The 16,362-nt window shown below is 71.2% G+C and carries 19 protein-coding genes and 1 other RNA gene; 14 read left to right on the forward strand and 6 right to left on the reverse strand.

Features of this window, described 5'->3' with window-relative positions; all coding sequences use genetic code 11:
* Positions 1-19: 19 nt before the first annotated feature.
* From AB0D08_RS00190 to AB0D08_RS00200, 3 genes are all read left to right on the forward strand, one after another.
* Positions 20-856 (forward strand): Nif3-like dinuclear metal center hexameric protein, encoded by an 837-nt coding sequence (locus AB0D08_RS00190; protein ID WP_033821907.1) that lies wholly within the window; start codon positions 20-22, stop codon positions 854-856.
* Positions 857-949: 93 nt separating this feature from the next.
* On the forward strand, positions 950-1,693 hold the full coding sequence (locus tag AB0D08_RS00195) for a C4-type zinc ribbon domain-containing protein (protein WP_033821908.1): 744 nt from the start codon (positions 950-952) through the stop codon (positions 1,691-1,693).
* A gap of 4 nt (positions 1,694-1,697) precedes the next feature.
* A complete protein-coding gene (locus AB0D08_RS00200) occupies positions 1,698-2,864 on the forward strand; it encodes a bifunctional RNase H/acid phosphatase (RefSeq protein ID WP_033821909.1) in 1,167 nt (388 codons plus the stop codon).
* A 42-nt stretch (positions 2,865-2,906) separates the two neighbouring features.
* Here the strand turns inward: AB0D08_RS00200 and yaaA are convergent, their stop codons facing one another.
* Both yaaA and AB0D08_RS00210 read right to left on the reverse strand, forming a co-directional pair.
* Positions 2,907-3,704, reverse strand: coding sequence for a peroxide stress protein YaaA (gene yaaA, locus AB0D08_RS00205; RefSeq protein WP_033821910.1), 798 nt, complete (start codon positions 3,702-3,704; stop codon positions 2,907-2,909).
* Between the two features lie 42 nt (positions 3,705-3,746).
* Positions 3,747-4,223 carry a DUF3995 domain-containing protein gene (locus tag AB0D08_RS00210; RefSeq protein ID WP_359885759.1) on the reverse strand — a complete coding sequence of 159 codons (477 nt, stop codon included), beginning with the start codon at positions 4,221-4,223 and terminating at the stop codon, positions 3,747-3,749.
* Between the two features lie 81 nt (positions 4,224-4,304).
* Between AB0D08_RS00210 and AB0D08_RS00215 the strand changes: the two genes are divergently transcribed.
* From AB0D08_RS00215 to AB0D08_RS00235, 5 genes are all read left to right on the forward strand, one after another.
* Positions 4,305-5,750, forward strand: a complete 1,446-nt coding sequence (locus tag AB0D08_RS00215; RefSeq protein WP_359885760.1) for an RNB domain-containing ribonuclease — start codon at positions 4,305-4,307, stop codon at positions 5,748-5,750.
* Positions 5,751-5,828: 78 nt separating this feature from the next.
* Positions 5,829-7,316 (forward strand): MFS transporter, encoded by a 1,488-nt coding sequence (locus tag AB0D08_RS00220; protein ID WP_233289133.1) that lies wholly within the window; start codon positions 5,829-5,831, stop codon positions 7,314-7,316.
* A 13-nt stretch (positions 7,317-7,329) separates the two neighbouring features.
* Positions 7,330-7,732, forward strand: an RNA gene (rnpB, locus tag AB0D08_RS00225) — RNase P RNA component class A.
* A 385-nt stretch (positions 7,733-8,117) separates the two neighbouring features.
* A complete protein-coding gene (locus AB0D08_RS00230; protein ID WP_359885761.1) occupies positions 8,118-8,621 on the forward strand; it encodes a hypothetical protein in 504 nt (167 codons plus the stop codon).
* The gene (locus tag AB0D08_RS00235) at positions 8,622-8,915 is read left to right on the forward strand and encodes a hypothetical protein (protein ID WP_359885762.1); all 294 of its coding nucleotides are present in this window, start codon (positions 8,622-8,624) and stop codon (positions 8,913-8,915) included. It begins immediately after the preceding gene.
* 65 nt (positions 8,916-8,980) lie between these two features.
* Here the strand turns inward: AB0D08_RS00235 and AB0D08_RS00240 are convergent, their stop codons facing one another.
* From AB0D08_RS00240 to AB0D08_RS00250, 3 genes are all read right to left on the reverse strand, one after another.
* Positions 8,981-9,595 (reverse strand): NYN domain-containing protein, encoded by a 615-nt coding sequence (locus tag AB0D08_RS00240; RefSeq protein WP_359885763.1) that lies wholly within the window; start codon positions 9,593-9,595, stop codon positions 8,981-8,983.
* Between the two features lie 375 nt (positions 9,596-9,970).
* Positions 9,971-10,330, reverse strand: a complete 360-nt coding sequence (locus AB0D08_RS00245) for a hypothetical protein (protein ID WP_359885764.1) — start codon at positions 10,328-10,330, stop codon at positions 9,971-9,973.
* Positions 10,327-11,553, reverse strand: a complete 1,227-nt coding sequence (locus AB0D08_RS00250; protein WP_359885765.1) for a helix-turn-helix transcriptional regulator — start codon at positions 11,551-11,553, stop codon at positions 10,327-10,329. Before AB0D08_RS00250 ends, AB0D08_RS00245 begins: the two co-directional genes overlap by 4 nt.
* Positions 11,554-11,800: 247 nt before the next feature.
* On the opposite strand from AB0D08_RS00250, the gene AB0D08_RS00255 reads away from it, so the two are divergent.
* The 6 genes from AB0D08_RS00255 to AB0D08_RS00280 all read left to right on the forward strand — a co-directional run bounded on the left by AB0D08_RS00255 (position 11,801) and on the right by AB0D08_RS00280 (position 14,076).
* Positions 11,801-11,995, forward strand: coding sequence for a hypothetical protein (locus AB0D08_RS00255; protein WP_359885766.1), 195 nt, complete (start codon positions 11,801-11,803; stop codon positions 11,993-11,995).
* Positions 11,996-12,009: 14 nt separating this feature from the next.
* The gene (locus AB0D08_RS00260) at positions 12,010-12,210 is read left to right on the forward strand and encodes a hypothetical protein (protein ID WP_359885767.1); all 201 of its coding nucleotides are present in this window, start codon (positions 12,010-12,012) and stop codon (positions 12,208-12,210) included.
* A gap of 95 nt (positions 12,211-12,305) precedes the next feature.
* A complete protein-coding gene (locus AB0D08_RS00265; RefSeq protein WP_359885768.1) occupies positions 12,306-12,554 on the forward strand; it encodes a DUF397 domain-containing protein in 249 nt (82 codons plus the stop codon).
* 88 nt (positions 12,555-12,642) lie between these two features.
* Positions 12,643-13,485 carry a cupin domain-containing protein gene (locus AB0D08_RS00270; protein WP_359885769.1) on the forward strand — a complete coding sequence of 281 codons (843 nt, stop codon included), beginning with the start codon at positions 12,643-12,645 and terminating at the stop codon, positions 13,483-13,485.
* A 34-nt stretch (positions 13,486-13,519) separates the two neighbouring features.
* Positions 13,520-13,828, forward strand: a complete 309-nt coding sequence (locus tag AB0D08_RS00275; RefSeq protein ID WP_359885770.1) for a DUF6087 family protein — start codon at positions 13,520-13,522, stop codon at positions 13,826-13,828.
* A gap of 20 nt (positions 13,829-13,848) precedes the next feature.
* The gene (locus tag AB0D08_RS00280; protein WP_359885771.1) at positions 13,849-14,076 is read left to right on the forward strand and encodes a hypothetical protein; all 228 of its coding nucleotides are present in this window, start codon (positions 13,849-13,851) and stop codon (positions 14,074-14,076) included.
* Between the two features lie 141 nt (positions 14,077-14,217).
* Here AB0D08_RS00280 and nrdJ read toward each other — a convergent pair whose 3' ends face one another.
* Positions 14,218-16,338 carry a ribonucleoside-triphosphate reductase, adenosylcobalamin-dependent gene (gene nrdJ, locus AB0D08_RS00285; protein ID WP_359885918.1) on the reverse strand — a complete coding sequence of 707 codons (2,121 nt, stop codon included), beginning with the start codon at positions 16,336-16,338 and terminating at the stop codon, positions 14,218-14,220.
* Positions 16,339-16,362: the final 24 nt, after the last annotated feature.

Consider the following 16,362-nt stretch of genomic DNA (forward strand, 5'->3'; position numbering starts at 1 on the left):
TTCGCGGTAGTCTCGACAGGTGCCGAAACTGTCCGACGTGATCACCGTGCTCGAAGAGGTCTACCCGCCGCGCTGGGCGGAGTCCTGGGACGCCGTCGGCCTGGTCTGCGGCGACCCCGGGGCCGAGGTGGAGCGCGTGCTGTTCGCGGTCGACCCGGTGCAGGCCGTCGTGGACGAGGCCGTGGAGTGGGGCGCCGACCTGATCGTCACGCACCACCCGCTCTACCTGCGCGGCACCACCAGCGTCGCCGCGACCACCTTCAAGGGCCGGGTGGTGCACACCCTGATCCGGGCCGGGATCGCCCTGCACGTCGCGCACACCAACGCCGACCACGCCGACCCCGGGGTCTCGGACGCCCTCGCCGACGCCGTCGGCCTGCGGGTCACCGGCCCGCTGGTGGCGGACCCGACCGACCCCGAGGGCCGCCGCGGCTCCGGCCGGATCGGCCTGCTGGAGCCGCCGCTACCGCTCTCCGCGTTCGCGGCCCAGGTCGCCGCCGGCCTGCCGGCCACCGCCACCGGCGTGCGGGTGGCGGGCGACCCGGAGCGGATGATCGGCCGGGTCGCGGTCTGCGGCGGCTCCGGCGACAGCTTCCTGGCCGAGGCCCGGGCCGCCGGGGTGGACGCCTACCTCACCGCGGACCTGCGCCACCACCCCGTCTCGGAGGCCACCGAGGCCGCCCCGATCGCCCTGCTGGACGCCGCGCACTGGGCCACCGAGTGGCCCTGGCTGGGCCTCGCCGCCAGCGAACTGCTCACCGTCGCCAACCGCAACGGCTGGCTGCTGGAGGCCCGGGTCTCGGACCTGGTCACCGACCCGTGGACGGCGCACGCGCCGATGCCGTTCACCCCCTGACACCCCACGACGCGGCCCGCCCGCCGTCACCACCCGACCGCGTCGCCGGCTGACCGAACCCCAGCCGCCCGACTGACACCAGGAGCTCCCCGCTTGAACGCCGCGCCCGCCGACCAGATCCGCCTGCTCGACCTGCAGGCCATCGACTCCCGCCTCGACCAGCTGGCCCACCGGCGTCGCAGCCTGCCCGAGCACGCCGAGATCGACAAGGCCGGGGCCGACCACACCGCGCTCAAGGACCTGGTCGTCGCCGCCCAGGCCCAGCTCGGCGACACCACCCGCGAGCAGACCAAGGCCGAGGGCGACGTCGAGCAGGTCCGCGCCCGGGCCGCCCGCAACCAGCAGCGGATGGACTCCGGCGCCGTCACCTCCCCCCGGGACCTGGAGAACCTCCAGCACGAGACCGCCTCGCTGGCCAAGCGCCAGGGCGACCTGGAGGACGTGGTCCTGGAGGTCATGGAGCGCCTGGAGTCCGCCGAGACCCGGGTCACCGAGCTGACTGCCCGTCTGGAGCACGCCACGGTGGTGCTCAAGGAGGCCGAGGCCCGCCGCGACGCCTCCTTCGCCGAGATCGACGCCGAGGTGGCGAAGGTCCAGCGGGACCGCGAGGTGGTCGCCGCCGCCGTCCCCGCCGACCTGCTGAAGCTCTACACCCGGCTGCGCGAGCAGCAGGGCGGCGTCGGCGCGGCCCGCCTCCACCAGCGCCGCTGCGAGGGCTGCCGGGTCGAGTTCGCGGTCTCCGACCTGAACGCGATCAAGGCCGAGCCGGCCGACGCGGTGCTGCGCTGCGACAACTGCGGACGGATCCTGGTCCGCACCGCGGACTCGGGCGCCTGACCCGGTGGCCCCCCGCAGACTGATCGTGGAGGCCGACGGCGGCTCCCGGGGCAACCCGGGACCGGCCGGCTACGGCGCGGTGGTCCGCGACGGCGACACCGGCCTGATCATCGCCGAGGCCGCCGAGTTCATCGGGCGGGCCACCAACAACGTCGCCGAGTACCGGGGCCTTATCGCCGGCCTGAAGGCCGCCCGCGCGATCGACCCGGACGCCGCCGTGGACGTCCGGATGGACTCCAAGCTGGTGGTCGAGCAGATGTCCGGGCGCTGGAAGATCAAGCACCCGGACATGCAGCCGCTCGCCGCCGAGGCGCGCACCGTCCTGCCGCGCGCCCAGGTCACCTACCGCTGGATCCCGCGCGAGCAGAACAAGGACGCCGACCGGCTGGCCAACGAGGCGATGGACGCGGGCCAGGCCGGCCGCCCGTGGGAGCCCGGGGCGCGCCCCGCGGCCTCGCCCGCGGTGACCGGGACGCCCCCGGTAGCCGAGGAGCCGCTCGCCGAGCCCGCCGCACCCAGGGCCGGCTGGGCCGCGCCCGCCGACCTCGGCACGCCGACCACCTTCGTGCTGCTGCGGCACGGCGAGACGCCGCTCACCCCGGAGAAGCGGTTCTCCGGCAGCGGCGGCAGCGACCCGGCGCTGTCCGAGAAGGGCCGCTGGCAGGCCGAGCGGGCCGCCGAGGCGCTGGCCGCCCGGGGCACCGTGCAGGCCGTGGTCTGCTCGCCGATGCAGCGCACCCGGCAGACCGCCCAGGCCGTCGCGGACCGGCTCGGCCTCGAGGTCCGGATCGAGGAAGGCCTGCGCGAGCTCGACTTCGGCGCCTGGGAGGGCCTGACCTTCGCCGAGGTCCAGCAGCGCTACCCGGCGGACCTCGACGCCTGGCTCGGCTCGGCCAAGGCGAAGCCCACCGGCAGCGCGGAGAGCTTCACCAACCTCACCCACCGCACGGGCGTCGCCCGCGACAAGATCCTCGCCCGCTACCCCGGGAAGACCGTGCTGGTGGTCTCGCACGTCAGCCCGATCAAGACCCTGGTCCGGCTGGCGCTCGGCGCCCCGCCCGACTCGGTGTACCGGATGGAACTGTCGGCCGCCTCGCTGTGCGCCGTCCAGTACTACTCCGACGGCAACGCCTCGGTGCGGCTGCTCAACGACACCGCCCACCTGCGCTGACGGGTGCGGGCCGACCCGGCCCCACCCGCCGGTGCCCGGCCGTCAGTGGATCTCCGCCACCACGACGTCCAGCTGCCACGGCCGGCGCGCGGTGCCCTGCGCGGACACCTCCACCCGGTGGCCCAGCTGCGCCAGCGCGTCCACCAGCTCGCCCGGCGAACCGGGCTCCAGCCCGGCCGTCAGCAGGTCGCGCACCAGCCGGCCCTTGGTCGCCTTGTTGAAGTGGCTCACCACCGAGCGCTTCAGCTCGCCGTCCACCTCGCGCTCGTGCAGCACCCGCACGGTCGCGGTCCGGGCGGCCACCTCACCGGCCGGCTTCCACGCCGCCGCGTACGCCGAACTGCGCAGGTCCAGCACCAGCCCGTCCGCGACCTCGGGGATCGCGCCGGCCAACGCGCCCCGCCAGTACGCTCCGAGCGCCCCCAGCGGCGGCAGCTTCACCCCCATCGCACAGCGGTACGGCGGGATCCGGTCACCGATCCGCACCGCGCCCCACAGCCCCGAGAACACCAGCAGCGACCGCTCGGCCCGCGCGTACGCCGCCTCGTCCAGCTTCGCCAGCCCCAGGTTGTCGAAGAGCACCCCGGTGTACACCTCACCGGCCGGCAGCGTGCCGGCCGCCGGCAGCCCGGCGTTGCGGGCCACCTCACCGCGCAGCCCCACGCTCAGGCCCAGCACCTCGCGGGCCGCTTCCTCGTCACCGGCGCACAGCTCCACCAGCGCCGCCAGCACGGCCGCCCGCGCCCCGGTCAGCCCGGGCAGCGACAGCGCACCGAGCTCGACCGGCGCCCCGGCCACCGAAGCGGCCTTCCCCTCCGACGGCGGCAGCAGGACCAGCACGGCGACACCCCTCAACAGTTTGTGGCAGCGAACCCCGCCACTCTACGCGCCGCCGCCCCGCCCCCGGGCCGCCACCAGCGCCGCCCCCGCCCCCAGCACCACGCACAGCGGCGCGTAGTACCGGCGGTCCAGCCGTACGAAACGCGCCGACCGCCGGATCCGGCCACGGCCGAACAGCACCGGCCCGGCCACCCCGCGCACCAGCAGCACCCCCGCGACGGTCGCGCTGCCCGCCCGCGGCAGCCCGCCGGCCGCACCGGCCCCCGGCACCACCCCGGCCTGCCGCCCCACCAGCCAGGACGCCGCACCGAGCAGACCCGCCACCCCCGCACACATCACCGGTGTCGGCGTCCGGTCCTCGGTCACCCCCACCACCGCGTCCGCGAACTCCGCCCGGCTCTCCAGCGGCCACGGCGAGCGCATCCACACCACGTGCAGCGCGCCGACCGCCGCCAGGGCGCCCCCGACCACCGCCCCGACACCCCGTACCACCGCCGGAGCGGCCGGTTCCCTCTGCATCACGTCAATCCCCCTTCGCCACAACCACCTTACGAGCCGTTCCAACGCGCCCACCGGCCGCCCCGGCCGTACGCTGCGACCATGCCGCGTCGACACCTGAGGGTCCGAGCCGCCGAAACCGCGCGGATCAACACCGAACTCGCCGAGCTGCGCAGCCGGCTGGAGGTCCGCGCCGAGTGGCCCGCCGAGGTGCTGGCCGAGGCCGAGCGGACCGCCTCCCTCCCCCGGCTGCCCGAACTCGACGCGACCGACCTGGAACTGTTCACCCTCGACCCGCCCGGCTCGCTCGACCTCGACCAGGCCATGCACCTGGCCCGCCGCGGCACCGGCTACCGGGTCCACTACGCCATCGCCGACGTGGCCGCCTTCGTCACCCCCGGCGGCGCCGTCGACATCGAGGCCCACCGCCGCATCCAGACCTACTACTTCCCCGACCTCAACGTCCCGCTGCACCCCGCCAGGCTCTCCGAGGGCGCCGCCAGCCTGCTGCCCGGCGAACGGCGCCCCGCCCTGCTCTGGCAGCTCGACCTCGACGCCGACGGCGCCGTCCTGCTCGCCGACGTCCGCCGCGCCCAGGTCCGCTCCCGCCGCCGGCTCGACTACGCCGGGGCCCAGCAGGCCGTCGACACCGGCACCGCCGACCCCCAGCTCGCCCTGCTCGCCGAGATCGGCAGCCTCCGGGAGGCCCGCGAGCGCGACCGCGGCGGCGTCAGCCTGCCGCTGCCCGAACAGGAGGTGGAGACCGCCGACGGCGGCTACCGCCTGGTCTACCGCGCACCCCGCCCCGCCGACGCCTGGAACGCCCAGATCTCCCTGCTCACCGGCATGGCCGCGGCCGACCTCATGCTGGACGCCGGCATCGGCCTGCTGCGCACCCTGCCCGCCGCGCCCGCCTCCGCCTACGCCCGACTGCGCCGGGTGGCGGCTGCCCTGCACGTCGAGTGGCCCGACCGGATGCCCTACCCGGAACTGATCCGCTCGCTCGACCCGGCCAGGACCGCCGACGCCGCCTTCCTCAACGAGTGCACCGGCCTGCTGCGCGGAGCCGGCTACCACGCCTTCGACGCCGCCAAGGGCGTCCGGCCGCCCGCCGACCCCGGCCACGCCGCGCTCGCCGCGCCGTACGCGCACTGCACCGCCCCGCTGCGCCGGCTCGGCGACCGCTACGCGCAGGAGATCTGTGTGGCCGTGGCGGCCGGGGCCGACGTGCCGGACTGGGTCCGGGAGTCGCTGACCGCCGTCCCCGGGCTGATGGAGAGCGGCGACCGGCGCGCCCGGGAGCTGGAACGGGCCTGCGTGGACCTGGTCGAGGCCGAGCTGCTGCGCGGCCGGGTGGGGGAGGACTTCGAGGCGGTGGTGATCGACGTCGACGAGCGCCGGCCGGAGAGCGGCACCGTCCAACTGCGCGAGCCGGCGGTGGTGGCCAAGTGCGAGGGGTCGCTGCGGCTGCCGCTCGGGGAGCGCATCCTGGTCCGGCTCACCACCGCGGACCCGGTCACCCGGACCGTCCGCTTCGCCCCGGCCTGATCGGCCCGCCGTTACGGGCCGAGTGGTCCGCCGCTGCGCGGGGCCGTTGCGGCCCGGCCCGGTGGCATGATCAATGGGGTGAGCGCACAGACCCCCGCGAGCGCCCGGACCCCCGCGCCGGACCGGCGGCGCCGCGTCCTGATCCTGTCGATCTGCTGCCTGAGCCTGTTCATCGTGGGCCTGGACAACACCGTGGTCAACATCGCGCTGCCGTCCATCCAGCAGGACCTGCACGCCCCGACCTCCGGCCTGCAGTGGATCATCGACGCGTACACCCTGGTGCTCGCCTCCCTGCTGATCCTCTCCGGCTCGGTCGCGGACCGGGTCGGACGGCGGCGGATCTTCCTCACCGGGCTGGTGGTCTTCGTCCTCGGCTCGCTGCTGTGCAGCCTCGCGCCGGGGCTCGGCTGGCTGATCGCGTTCCGGGCGGTGCAGGCCGTCGGCGGATCGATGCTCAACCCGGTCGCCATGGGCATCATCACCAACACCTTCACCGACCGGCGCGAACGGGCCCAGGCGATCGGCGTCTGGGGCGGCGTGGTCGGCATCAGCATGGCGCTCGGCCCGCTGATCGGCGGCGGCCTGGTGGAGAGCGCCGGCTGGCAGTCGATCTTCCTGATCAACATCCCGGTCGGGCTGGCCGCCTTCCTGCTCACCTGGCGCTACGTCCCGGAGTCCCGGGCACCCCGGCCGCGCCGCTTCGACCTGGTCGGGCAGGTGCTGATGGTGCTGCTGCTCGGGGCCGGGACCGCCGTCATCATCGAGGGGCCCGGCTTCGGCTGGACCTCGCCCGTCATCCTGCTGCTCGGCTCGGTCGCGCTCACCGCGCTGGTGGTCTTCCCGCTGTGGGAGCGCCGGGTCGCCGAACCGCTGATCGACCCCCGGTTCTTCGCCAGCGTCCCGTTCACCGGCGCCACCGTCACCGCCGTCTGCGCCTTCGCCTCGCTCGGCGGCTTCCTCTTCCTCAACACGCTCTACCTCCAGGACGTCCGCGGCTACAGCCCGGTCGAAGCCGGCCTGTGGACGCTGCCGATGGCCGGGCTGACCCTGGTCTGCGCACCGATCTCCGGGCGGATCGTGGGCCGGCGCGGGCCGCGCCTGCCGCTGCTGGTGGCGGGGGCGGCGATGGCCGCGAGCGGCGTGCTGCTCACCGGGCTGGCCGACGACTCCCCGGCGGGCCTGCTGATCGGCGCGTACGCGCTGTTCGGGCTCGGCTTCGGCCTGGTCAACGCGCCCATCACCAACGCGGCGGTGTCCGGGATGCCGCTGGCCCAGGCCGGGGTGGCCGCGGCCGTCGCCTCCACCAGCCGGCAGATCGGGCAGTCGCTGGGCGTTGCGGTGCTCGGGACCGTGGTCACCGCCGCGGCCGCGGCCGGGTCGCCCGGGTTCACCGAGGCCAGCCACCGCGGCTGGTGGATCGTGGCCGGCCTCGGCGTGGTGATCCTGCTGGTCGGCCTGGTCTCCACCACGCCGTGGGCGGCCGGCACGGCGGCCCGGGTGGCCGACCGGCTCGACCCGCCACCGCGGGTGCCCGTCCAGGGCGGCCACCGCGAACCGCTACGATGACCAGTACGGCGGACGAGCCGGCCGGGCGGCCGCGTCGGGCACCTTCGGGGGCCCGCCGAGGAACGTCCGGGCTCCACAGAGCAGGGTGGTGGGTAACGCCCACCCGGGGTGACCCGCGGGACAGTGCCACAGAAAACAGACCGCCGGCGGCTTCGGCCGCAGGTAAGGGTGAAACGGTGGTGTAAGAGACCACCAGCGACCGAGGTGACTCGGCCGGCTAGGTAAACCCCACTCGGAGCAAGGTCAAGATCGGTGCCCTCGGGCACCGTGCGCGGATGTTCGAGGGCTGCTCGCCCGAGTCCGCGGGTAGACCGCACGAGGCTGCCGGCAACGGCAGCCCTAGATGGATGGCCGCCTCCCCGGGCCGCGCAAGCACCCCGGGAGACAGAACCCGGCGTATAAGGCCGACTCGTCCGTCGCCTGACTGAAAAAGGCCCTCTGATCTGCAAGTTCGCAGATCAGAGGGCCTTTTTGCATCGACTGGAGCTGTATCTGGTTGCTCACTCTTCGTGCCTGTTGGGGCCTGTTTCTGAGTGCGCTGTGGCGATCGTGTGGCGGTGACGCGCCCGCATGATCCCCTCCACGCGGACGGCGAAATCTGCCGGGGTAGAACTCCCCATCGGCCGCTCATACGCCTCGCCCAAGCGTCGCAGGATGCCCTGGGGTTGGCGTGTCCCCGCCCAGCGAGCTGCCCAGTAGGGCACGTGATGTCCGCGTAGTTAACCCGCGGCGGATCGCCGGGCATTTTTCAGCCGGAGGGGGCATTTCACCATTACCGTGAGAGGCAGACAGGAGGTTCGGATGACCATTGAGACGCCAGACCGGCTCGACCTCCACCAGGAGGGCCAGGAGACGACCGCGCTAACACTGGTGGCCTCGGAGGACGCGGTTCTCGCCGCCGAGGAGGTGGTGGTGCGACTGTGGAACGAGATGACGCCTCCTGACCGCGAGAGCGCCCGGCCCGTCCGGGACGCCGTGAAGATCCTCCTCATCGTGCACGTCTCTCAGGACCCCGGACACAAGCACTGGCTCACCGAGAGCGTGCGCGGATTGCTGGAGCCGCGGATCTCCCACCAGGCCGATCACTGGTGGCAGGAGCGACTGCTTCACGTCATCGCTCTCAAGGGAGACGCGACGGCGGTTGATGTCGTCGCACTGGAGGAGGAAGCTGACCTCGCCAAGAAGGACGGCCGCTTCACTGGCCCCATGTCCGGTGCGGACTTCCTCGCCGCGCTGGCCGCCGAAGACGGGCTGAAGCTGGATGATGTGCTCGATGAGGCCGGGCTGGCACGGGGAGATGTCTGAGTGCCCACGTACGACCAGCTGAGCACCTTCTGGGATGACTGGAAGAAGCTCACTCCGGCGATGCGCGCCGCCTTCCGCATCGCTGTCGCCCACATGATCGCTGATCTCAAGGCTGGCGGCGGATTTCGCAAGGGTCTTCGAATCTCGAAAATGAGCGGCGTCGGCGACATCTACGAGATGACGTTCGGCGACGACTGGCGCGCCACCTTCGAGTACGGGGATGCCGTGGTCCCTGGTGAGGTTCACGTCATCTGGCGCCGAGTCGGCACGCACAGGGTTTACAAGCGCCCCTGATCGCAGCCAGCATGCAGCAGCCCCCGTCAGCCTCGGCCAGCGGGGGCTCTGTGTGCTCCTGGGGACTACGTGGTCTTGGTGTATTCCGTGGTGTCCTTCACCCGCTTGTAGACGTCTTCCCCAACCCAGTGGCAGTACAGGGAAGCCCCCGGAATCGAGAGCCGCGGGGAGTGCTGCCCCTTCGCCGACCAGGCCGCGACCTCGGCGCGCGGCTTCCGGTTGTTGGGGCTGAGGCCGACGACGTACTCCAGCGCGGGCTTGAGATCGGTATCGGCGGACATCATGATTCCTACGTCGTACAAGCCCTGGAAGGCTAGGCCAGCGAAGTCGAGGGCCAGCTGGACGTCGATGCCCTTCTCTTGCGCGCGTTCGGCCGGCCAGTTTTGCGGGTACCGCAGGGGCCGGGTCACCAGGTGCACCAGGGGGTCGCGCTGCCAGACGGCGTGCTGGCGGCGGGAGGCTCCGTAGGAACCGGGCTGCTTCGTGGAGTCCGGCTGCCCCCGGTAGATCCGGATCTGTGTCAGCTCACGGTCGTAGGGGCTGTCCTTGGCGATGTGGTGGGCGAGGGCCACCGGGTCGACGTGGCCGCATTCTGGGGGTTCCCAGTGGCTGTGGAACTGCCGCCGCGCACCGCCGTAGACGTTCTGGTAGTCGAAGAAGACGATGACGCGGTCTGCCACGTGACCCCTCCTGGCCGGAGCGCCGTTGCCCCGAAAAAAGATAATCCCCGCCAGTGCGGGCACGAGGCCCGGACGACGGGGAGGAATGCCTTAACTGTAGTCGCTGGCGACCTGGCCGCACAGTCGTAGTGTCGCCCTTGAGTGAGATCTGCGTCACATCTACCCGATCAGGCGACAGAACGTCCTACTTGAGCCGGCCCGCACCCGTCTGCCACAGCTGCCGAATTTTCGGTGAATCCGCAGGTCAGGCGCCTCGTAGACCGCGACGGTCAAGGTGCCATGGGGGCGCGCCACGCGTTGGACCAAGAATCTGCAACCAACAACCTTGGAAGTGGTCCAACGCGTGGCGCGCCCCGTTCGTTCCCCCTTGATGTCTTAGCCGACCTGCTCAATGTGCTCGAAGATGTCCGCGTCGGTCTCCTGCTGCCACTTGGGCAGGTCGTCCCAGTCGGCCACGTAGCCCGGCTTCGGGGACTCGATGTGCTTGTGGATCTGTGCGATCCAGCACGTCGCGACGAACCGGCCCTTCTGCTCGCGGCTCAGCTTCGCAGTGTTGCCAGCGCTCACGCTGACGAAGTCCCGGACCTGGCCGAAGACCGCGGCGGCGCACTGACGCTCCCACTCCGGGGTCTCGTCCCACGGCGCGACGTAGCCGGCCTTCGGCTCGCCGGGGTAGTGCTTCGTCACACCCGCGATCCATGCCTCGCGGAAGATCCGCCCGTTGTCGTTCGTCATGCCGCCGCCCCTGTCCTCTGCGCGAACTCGCGAAGGCCGGGAAGCTCCCGGCCAGTGGTAAGAAGATCCGCCGTGATCGCCCGGACCTTCGGGCGCTGTGCCTCCTCCGGGGCGTGACCCTCCAGGGCCCGGAGCGCGGCGAAGCACCGCTCGGGCTCCTTGGCGTCACGCCAGACACGAGCCATGTCCATGCACATCCGCCCGCGCCTCTCCGCGTTCGGCAGCGAACGAAGGTCGACCAGACTCCCGTATCGGATTGCTTCGGTTGTCTCCCCCAGAGCCTGATGCACAGAGATCCGGTACCCGGCCACCTGCTCATGCCCGAACACGCCCGGCAAGTACAGCATGCGCCCGGCACTCTCACGGCGTGCAGCGGTGTCCTCCGCCGCCGCCATCAGGTCGAGCGCCTCACTGCGCCAGCCCGCCTGCGCTGCGGCATAGGCGGCGGTGAGCAGCATTGAGCCGCGCATAGCCAGGCGGTCGGGTTGGGCGTCCAGGTTCGCGGCGGCAGACGACAGGTGGTCGATCGCGTCGCGGTACTCCCCGGCGCGGCGCATCGTGATCGCCATAGAGTGCGCGGCCTCGCCCATGACCACCGGGTCGCCTGTGCGCTCCGCGTGGATGCGAGCGTAGGTGGCGGCGACCGGTGCGTAGGACGGGTGGTAGTTCTTGATCGCCAGTTGCGCGAGGAGGACGTACGCGCGGGCGGCCACGTCGTCGGCCTCGGCTGCGCGGGCGCCGGCGATCAGGATGGGGAGCATCTCTCCGAGGCGCGCGTACTGCGCTTCATGGAGCAAGTGCCTGGCCTGCGCTGCGGAGGCGTCCAGGTCCGCCCGTGAGGGCGCGGGAACATCGGGAAGGCGGAAGAGCGCCCGGCTCACTGGATCGTCCACGGCAGGGGCTGCTGCGGCCCGCGTGGTGGGCATTAGTGCGGCTGCACCCATCCCGAGGCCGATCGTCAGCATCGTGCGGCGTTTCACGTCGTCACCATCCGGAAGCAGGGACGGGGGCTGCGCCACCACGGCATGCGGCGCATCGGTCAGGAGATCAACTAATCCCTCCGGGGTCACCTGGAGCAGAGTAGCCATCCGGGGCCGCTGTGCCGGATGAGGCGCAGCTCGACCAGTCTCCCACCGGACCACCGTAGAGGGATCAACTCCGTTCGCTTCGGCGAAGGTCTCCTGGGTGAAGCCCAACATCTTGCGGCGCTCGATCAGCCGCACACGCCTTGAGCCCATCAAACCCCCTGGTCGCCGTGGGTGTTGCAAGGAAAACGCCTGAAAAGCGCATGGACTTCGCTCTGGGAGACGGTAGCTGACGGTGGCTTACTGGTCACGCTGATCCGCGGGAAGGAGCCGGACACCCGGTCCTGGGGCCCGTGGGTCGGCTGCCTGCGGCGGCTCCGTCAATGCGTCGCCCGACGAGGCGGGGCCGCCGCACCCCACCCCACCCCACTCGGAGGAGGACGACGTGCAGCTCACCGCCGACGCCCGGCAACGACGACGGGAAATCGTCGAAGGCGACCGCCACCCCTGGGGGATCTGGCTGTCTGACCACCAGGGCGGCGAGGTCTTCGTGGAGAACCTCACCCGGGCGGAGCGCCGGCGTTCGGTCCTCTCGCAGATCGCGGCGGGTCGCCGGCGCCGACTCCGGGGTCTGCGGTGAGTGTGGTGGCCAAGGTGAGCAACGAGACGTCGCCGGACTTCGTCCCCCTGGAGGAGCGGCGCCAGGGCCTCTACATCCGCACCTTCAAGGTCGCTGCCGACGGCACCCGCTACGACGACTCGGGCTTCACCGTCGTGGACGCCGAGCCGAACCCGCACGCCTACCACCCGGCCGCCACGTGGCCGCAATGCCAATGCCCGCTTCATGGCGGGTAGCCGCCAAGACTCCTCCGCCTCAACCAGGCGGAGGCCAGCACGACCCCTCCCGGCAGCCGCCGGAAGGGCTGGACGATCCCAAAGGAGAGCTGGCTATGAGCCAGGCCGTCACCGTGGACAACTACAACCCCGTCGGCGCCCCCGTCGGGCTGGACTGGCGCAAGTCGAGCCGGTCGAACCAGCAGCAGTTGGACGACAGCGTCGGCTTCGCCATCGAGGGCGACGTGATCCGCATCGGCATCACCACCGACGAGTCGCAGGTGCCGCTCACCGCGACCCGGACCAAGATCCGCGCCATGATCGAGGGCGCCAAGGCCGGCGAGTTCGACTACCTCCTCGACTGAGTCCACGCACACGCAAGGCGGCTCCCCGGAGAGCGGAATTCTCCGGGGAGCCCGCGCCCTTGATACCCCGATCGAGTGGAGCACCACCATGAGCGTGATCACCCGTCTCGTCGACGACCCTCAAGCGTTCCTCGCCCGCTGGCCCTCCGAACCGGCCATCTACCAGCGTGACGCCAAGGACGTAGCCGACCTCTTCGACCGCGACGACGCACGCCGGATCGTCGCTGACCCCACCCTTCGCTCCATCGAACTCGGCCACGTCCGCGAGGGCGCGCTCGTTCCCGACGCCCCGAACGCCGACCACCCCACCGCAACCCTGGTCCTCAACGGCCTGCACGTGACCTGGGGACCGCTGCGCGACGCGTCGAAGCACCTCGCAGCGGAGCTCGGCCACCCGGTGACCGCGAACGTGTACCTCACGCCGCCGAACTCCACTGGCTACGGGCCCCACTGGGATACCCATCACGTTCTTCTCGCGCAGTCCGAGGGTGAGAAGACGTGGCGGCTGGCACCCCCGATCGTCGAAGATCCGCTCGACGCCCACCGGTGGACGAAGGTCGGCTTCACCCCGAAGCAGCGGGCCGACATCGAGGCAAACGCGGACACGGTGACCCTCAAGGCTGGTCAGGTGCTGTTCATCCCGCGCGGCTGGGTGCACTTCGGGCACACCACCGACCAGCACTCCCTGCACATCACGTTCGGAATCCAGGTGCTCACCCGGCACTGGGTCCTCGCTCAGCTACTCGACCAGGCCACGGAGCACGTTCCGCTGCGTGCCGCTCTGCCGCCCGGCCTGAGCAGTTACCCCGCTGACGCGCTCGTGGCGGACACCCGGGCCGCACTGTGGACCTTCCTCGACCAGCTCGACCTCACCGCCTCTGGCGGAGCCGTTCAGGGCAAGCAGCAGTGCGCGGTGCTCGGCATCGCCTAACCTCACCCTCAAGGACGCCGCACGGGAAGGAACTGTGGACGTGCTCGGAGAGGACGAGAATGTACAAGGTTGGTACGAGGCCCGTGCCGGCCTCACACCGGCCCTCGGGGCCCGTGACGCCATCCTCCTCGACCCGCAGGCGCAGCGCGCCGCAGGACCGTTCGGCGACACCGCGCATTTGGTCGTGGAGTGGCACGGCACCGGTTGGTTTCCGGTTGCTGTCGCCGACAGCTACGCCGAGGCGTACAGGTTGATCGTGGAGGCGAAGCCTCCGGCCTTCCCGCAGCCCTACACGCCGGTCGCATTGCTACGACGAGGCTCCGGACGGCACCGCAAGAACTGATCATCAGCCAGGGGGAGGAATTGGGCAGGCATCGCAGACTGTGCCAGTGGAGCGGATGCCGCCAGTACGCGAACCTGCAAGACCTCGACACCGGGCAGACCTTCTGCTTCGGCTGTGCACTCGCGATGCTGTACGCCGCTGACGACCCGATCGTCAACTACACCGAGTTCGACGACTCCACCGAGTACACGGACGCGATCACCCGGCACCCAAGCATCGAAAGGTTGATGCAGCGCCGGCGTAGATGACCAAGCCGGCGGCGTGACGGGCTGCATCAGGCCGAAGACCACGATCTCCGGGGAGAGAATCGTCCGGCAAAGGTTGCGCTTGGCCACCACGACGAAAGAGGGGCGCCCGTCCATAGGCTGTGGATAGACGCCCCTCGGGCATTACCGGACCGGGCAGGCGCCGGTCGTGCAGCTCTCGTCGGTGCTGTCCTCGATCGAGGTCACCTCGTACTTGGCGAACTGCTCGGCGGTGAGCCGCTCGTACGGGGCCTGCTCTCGCGTGCCGTCGACCATCACCGTCGTTCCCTTGAGCAGGGGCAGCCAGCGCTTGATCGTGTCGGCCGTCTCCATCAGGTCCAGGCCCTCCGGCACGTTCACCGTGAACGAGACCGCGTTGTCCGCGTACTCCTCCTGATACAGCGCCTGGAAGGCGAGGAGCTGATCGACCGTGAGCTCGTCCTGCGACTCGACGAGCTCGGCCGGGTAGCCCATCTCCTCGACCTCGGCGACGAGCTTGTCCTTGGTCGGGAAGGTGACGACCAGGGTGTTGCCGCTTTTGTCGTAGACGCACTCCTCGACCTGGAAGCCCTGGGCGAAGAAACGGTTCACCGTGTCGTACTGCTCGGGGTCGGCGATCGAGAAGCGGACCCGGCGCAGGAAGTACCGGCCGTACACCGCGTGGATGCCCTCGGTCACGCCGGGGAGCTTGGCGATCGTCCCGGTCGGGGCGACGGTGGTGACCTTCACCGGCTCCGGGATGCGGAGCTCGAAGGCGTACGAGCGGGCCTCGTGCCGGACTTCGCTCCGGAGTGTCCGCAGCATGCTCCGGACGGACAGGAGCCGCGGCGCCTCCGAGTAGCGGATGCCGCGCTTCGCGAGGAAGCCCTGCACGCCGAAGTGGCCCACGCCGATCCGGCGGTTGGCCGCCAGCTTGGCCGCCTGGCCGGCGTCGTTCACGTCGCCGTACGTCGCCCGGATCAGGAAGCGGGTCACCAGCCGGTGAGCCCGACGAAGGCCCCGCCAGTCGTACTGCCCGCCCATCACCGCTGGCGCGAAGGCGTCGAGGTTGACGTGGCCCAGGTTGCAGTTCTCCCACGCCTCCAGCGCGATCTCACCGCACGGGTTGGTCGCGATGACCTCGCCGACCTCGCCCTCGTTTGAGAAGGTCGAGTTCCAGTAGCCCGGCTCGCCGTTCCGCAGCATGCCCTCGACGACCTTGCGGTGGACGTGCCAGGCCATCTCCATCCCGCCCGGTCCGTGGTCGTCGTGCCGGTCGCCGGACAGGTAGTCGATGAAGTCCTGGTCGATCTCCACTGAGATGTTGGTCGTCCAGTGCTTCGCGCCGTCGGCCTTGCACGCGAGGAACTCGTCGATGAACGGGTCCATCCAGTGCACGATCGCCATGCGGGCCGAGCGGCGGTTGCCGCCCGAGACGACGCACTCCGCGATGGCGTGGTCGATCTCCATCGCCTCGATCGGCGTCAGGTGGTCGCGGTCCATCGGGATCGTGTTCTCGACGTGGACCCGGGTCGCCGGGTCGCTCGCGCGGCTGAGCACCTCGCCGATCTCGATCATCATCCGGGCGAACGGGGTCGGGCCGGAGGCCACACCGCCGAACGTCTTGAGGCGGGCGCCCCGGCCGCGCACGCGGGACACGTCATAGACGCGCTCGCGGTGCTTCACCTCGTCGTTGGTCATCGCGGTGTCGATCAGGTCGACCAGGGCCGCGGCCCAGCCCTCGCGGGAGTCCTCGACCTCGAACGCGCCGGTCCAGTCCGAGTCATACTGCTCGGACAGCATGCCGAGCGCGCTCATCTCGTCGTAGTCGGGGTGGTTGGGGTCGCAGACGATGTGCACGTCCAGCTCGCGGCGCGGGGCGCCGTACGGGGCCAGGAAGCGCGAGGAGTAGTTGGCGCCGACGCCGCCGCCCTCCATCAGTCGCATGAACGAGAACTCGAAATGCTTCGAGAGCTTCTCGGCCCAGCCGGAGACGTGGCAGTTGAAGAGGTACTGACGGCCCTTCACTCCGGAAGCCCACAGATGCCGTCCTGCCGGCAGGATCGCGAACCGGTCCATGAAGGAGACCAGCTCGTCGTACTCGGCCTTCACGGGCTCGCTCCAGCCCTCGGACGGGCCGTAAGCGAGGGCCAGGTTGCCGGCCGCGACGCGGCGGACGGTGTCCGGCCAGGTCTCGCGGGTGCCGTCCGCCTGCACGCGGGAGTAGGTCCGGTTGTAGACGGTCTCGCCGGTCGGGCCGAACAGAACGGTGGTCGGGGTGCCGATTGCAGTCTCCTTCGGGTTGGGGTG

Origin of the sequence: Kitasatospora sp. NPDC048540 (assembly GCF_040651175.1) — a bacterium.
Lineage (GTDB): Bacteria > Actinomycetota > Actinomycetes > Streptomycetales > Streptomycetaceae > Kitasatospora.

What these genes read in the sequence shown, in the direction of transcription:
- AB0D08_RS00210 (WP_359885759.1), bottom strand. Translation starts at nt 4,223, where the DNA reads ATGCAGAGGGAACCGGCCGCTCCGGCGGTGGTACGGGGTGTCGGGGCG.
- AB0D08_RS00215 (WP_359885760.1), top strand. Translation starts at nt 4,305, where the DNA reads ATGCCGCGTCGACACCTGAGGGTCCGAGCCGCCGAAACCGCGCGGATC.
- AB0D08_RS00230 (WP_359885761.1), top strand. Translation starts at nt 8,118, where the DNA reads ATGACCATTGAGACGCCAGACCGGCTCGACCTCCACCAGGAGGGCCAG.
- AB0D08_RS00245 (WP_359885764.1), bottom strand. Translation starts at nt 10,330, where the DNA reads ATGACGAACGACAACGGGCGGATCTTCCGCGAGGCATGGATCGCGGGT.
- AB0D08_RS00265 (WP_359885768.1), top strand. Translation starts at nt 12,306, where the DNA reads ATGAGCCAGGCCGTCACCGTGGACAACTACAACCCCGTCGGCGCCCCC.
- AB0D08_RS00270 (WP_359885769.1), top strand. Translation starts at nt 12,643, where the DNA reads ATGAGCGTGATCACCCGTCTCGTCGACGACCCTCAAGCGTTCCTCGCC.